The sequence below is a fragment of the Aliiglaciecola litoralis genome (assembly GCF_039523355.1).
Taxonomy (GTDB): Bacteria; Pseudomonadota; Gammaproteobacteria; order Enterobacterales; family Alteromonadaceae; genus Aliiglaciecola; species Aliiglaciecola litoralis.
Map to the genome: position 1 here is coordinate 1 of NZ_BAAAFD010000029.1, position 2,582 is coordinate 2,582.

Below are 2,582 nucleotides of genomic sequence, written 5' to 3' on the forward strand. Positions count from 1 at the left end.
CTTCAGCTGAAAAATTTACTGGTTTCATATGGTCTCTGTAGCCAAAGTAAATGCCAATGCCTAATACTGGAATAGCTAAAATCATAAACTTTGAGAATTTAGACATGATTCACTTGGCACCTAACGCTTCGCATAAACAGCGGAGCAAGTTGGACGCTTTTTTGCGCCGTGTGTTTTGCAAAAAACCGGCCTGCTTGCGGAGTCAGGTTTGATGCGTTTGTTAGGTGCATTAACCAATTTCAAATCCCTTGTCTTTTAAAAAGTCTAAAAAATGTTTTTTATTTTTAACTACGTTATAAACACGGAGATTGCCATATGAAAATTCTAAAATGTGAGCATATGATTTTGGACTATAGTAAGCACTTTGGAAGTGCTTCCAAGCTCCAGCATTAACGATGCTAACGAGGCTGGTTCTTTCAATTCCATTGTTGTCATATCGATATTTTAAAGTTAAAAAGTGCAGAAATCCCCATAAACCGCCAGGAGTCAGTATTGCAAACCCGATCCAAGTGTCGGCATCTGTGTCACCGATTAATAGTTGATATATTGGGAGAATACACATACCGAACCCTATCCACGCGGTAAAATAGCCAAAAAAGTTGGGTTTCATTTCCTTTTCTATCGGCGGCGTGGATAGTTTTTCCGTGACAAAAGATAGAAATATAAGAATTGAAACTATTATTATGAGTGTCAGCACCCTATGCACCTAACGCCCCTAATAAACTGCACAAACTGGTGGCCTACACTTTGTGAGGCACGAGCAATGGCCGCGAGTTTGGGTCAGATTGATTGGATTGTTATATGCGTGACCGAATAATAAAACGACCAAAAACCGCTCCTAAAATTAAACAATTTAGTAAAAAAGAGGCTGTAATAAAAGCAAGTATTACATACATACTTTCATTGCCGGCATATATAAAATGGAACCACGGAAATGCAATTGTGAAAGACAATGCAATGAAAAGCACGGATATCAGCATTCCAACGCCAGAACCAGCCGGTTGCGAGAGCCCCCATAGGTATAACAAGACAAAGCACAAAAATAAAAAAGCAGAGGCCAAAATGAAAAAATTAAGGCCTAAAAACGCACCTGCTAGTGTTTTGCTTTGGATATTTGAAACATCAATCAGAAATTTAAATCTAGGCATATAACGCCCCTAATAAACGGCGCCAACTTGCTGGCTATAATAGCGAGGCACGAGCGCCAGCCAGCGAGTTGGCGTCCGGTTGATTGGATTGTTAGACGTACTTGCCATTAACAACCTCCAATATAACAGGCAATATACAAACTATAAATTGGCAAAGCTACTAGTGTAATTAAACCACTAACAATACTTATAAATAGCTTAATTTTTGAAACATAAGAATATGTAAAAACAACTGAAATGCTAGCTACCAGATAAATTAAGACTAATTCAATTAGCGCACTGCTATACAAGAACCTTAATGCCAATTCAAACTGGCTTGGAGTGTGCAAAAAAACACCTGCACCAGCCAATAAAAAAACAACAAGTATAATTAGACTGCACTTTTTAAAAAATGAGGTATTAGATGACATGATTAGTGCTGATATTAAAACAGAAATGACAGGTAAAACAAAAAACTCAAACTGATACATGTTGCAACATCCCTGTACGTCTAACGCTTTGAATATGGGGCGAATGCGAGCGCTTTGGTCGAAGGCCAGCGAGTATTTGTCCCAGTGAGTTTACGAATGACATTATTCACTTGTTATATGTACTTTGTTAAATTAATTTCTTTGGTTCTTCCGCAAACCACATTATGAAACTGCACCCCTTACATGATAACAATGATGCACTGTCATTTGCCCAATCTAAGTTGAGAAAAGTCATACCTGCAGTATTTAATTGAGCACTTCCCAATTCGAAATGACTATGACCGCAGTGAATACATTTAGCCTTTACACCATTAATTTGATACTCATCAGAATTAACAGCGTTCACTGCGCCTTTAAGGCCTTTACTCAGTTTAGAAATTAACGACATTTAAAACCTCCATGTACATATAACGCCCCTATTAAACGGCCCAATCTTGCTGGCTAAACTGGGAACGAAGTGACTCCAGCCAGCGAGTTTGGGTCCGGTTGAATGGATTGTTATATTTCAATTTTAAAAATAACCTCGAATAAATACTGCCAAACTTTTTAACCACATTGCAGGATAAAAAGCACCTGCAAAAAATGGGACCAGAAGTAACAATCCAAAAGGGTGGATATTTTTCCTTTCTACACCTCTAGCAGGTATTTCAAAAGGCTTTCCAACTACTCGCAGGCTAAGCTTATTACAAAGATAGAACGACGCAAAACTAAACCAGATGACACTGACAAAAGCTGCTTCAGGTCGGATTAAAGCAAAAGCAAAACAAGAAACTAATAGAACCCACTTAAAACCCGGAAATGGTTTAAACGGCAACATCAATTAATTCCAGCCATGAAATATAACGCTTTTGTAAGGGGCGCGTGCAGTTTACGCGTCCCAGCCCAACTTGTTGGGCGAACTTAACAAACTTGTTATACGCACTAACACCCAATAATTTCGACATGTTCATTAGCTTCTTTTATT

6 protein-coding genes are annotated in these 2,582 nt (G+C 38.4%); 1 reads left to right on the top strand and 5 read right to left on the bottom strand.

Annotated elements, in window-relative coordinates:
- Positions 1-229: 229 nt before the first annotated feature.
- Entirely contained in the window at positions 230-697 is a 468-nt protein-coding gene (locus tag ABD036_RS18885; protein ID WP_343862722.1) for a hypothetical protein, read from the bottom strand.
- 104 nt (positions 698-801) lie between these two features.
- Here ABD036_RS18885 and ABD036_RS18890 point away from each other — a divergent pair, with 104 nt between their 5' ends.
- The gene (locus ABD036_RS18890) at positions 802-1,152 is read left to right on the top strand and encodes a hypothetical protein (protein WP_343862724.1); all 351 of its coding nucleotides are present in this window, start codon (positions 802-804) and stop codon (positions 1,150-1,152) included.
- Positions 1,153-1,255: 103 nt separating this feature from the next.
- Here the strand turns inward: ABD036_RS18890 and ABD036_RS18895 are convergent, their stop codons facing one another.
- The 4 genes from ABD036_RS18895 to ABD036_RS18910 form a co-directional block, all read right to left on the bottom strand.
- Positions 1,256-1,618 carry a hypothetical protein gene (locus ABD036_RS18895; protein WP_343862726.1) on the bottom strand — a complete coding sequence of 121 codons (363 nt, stop codon included), beginning with the start codon at positions 1,616-1,618 and terminating at the stop codon, positions 1,256-1,258.
- A gap of 127 nt (positions 1,619-1,745) precedes the next feature.
- On the bottom strand, positions 1,746-2,006 hold the full coding sequence (locus ABD036_RS18900) for a hypothetical protein (protein WP_343862727.1): 261 nt from the start codon (positions 2,004-2,006) through the stop codon (positions 1,746-1,748).
- 123 nt (positions 2,007-2,129) lie between these two features.
- Complete coding sequence (locus tag ABD036_RS18905; RefSeq protein WP_343862729.1) at positions 2,130-2,435, bottom strand: hypothetical protein; 306 nt, start codon at positions 2,433-2,435, stop codon at positions 2,130-2,132.
- The gene (locus ABD036_RS18910; protein ID WP_343862731.1) at positions 2,422-2,562 is read right to left on the bottom strand and encodes a hypothetical protein; all 141 of its coding nucleotides are present in this window, start codon (positions 2,560-2,562) and stop codon (positions 2,422-2,424) included. The genes ABD036_RS18905 and ABD036_RS18910 overlap by 14 nt, the downstream gene beginning before the upstream one ends.
- Positions 2,563-2,582 lie beyond the last annotated feature (20 nt).

What these genes read in the sequence shown, in the direction of transcription:
- ABD036_RS18905 (WP_343862729.1), bottom strand. Translation starts at nt 2,435, where the DNA reads ATGTTGCCGTTTAAACCATTTCCGGGTTTTAAGTGGGTTCTATTAGTT.
- ABD036_RS18900 (WP_343862727.1), bottom strand. Translation starts at nt 2,006, where the DNA reads ATGTCGTTAATTTCTAAACTGAGTAAAGGCCTTAAAGGCGCAGTGAAC.
- ABD036_RS18895 (WP_343862726.1), bottom strand. Translation starts at nt 1,618, where the DNA reads ATGTATCAGTTTGAGTTTTTTGTTTTACCTGTCATTTCTGTTTTAATA.
- ABD036_RS18890 (WP_343862724.1), top strand. Translation starts at nt 802, where the DNA reads ATGCGTGACCGAATAATAAAACGACCAAAAACCGCTCCTAAAATTAAA.
- ABD036_RS18910 (WP_343862731.1), bottom strand. Translation starts at nt 2,562, where the DNA reads ATGTCGAAATTATTGGGTGTTAGTGCGTATAACAAGTTTGTTAAGTTC.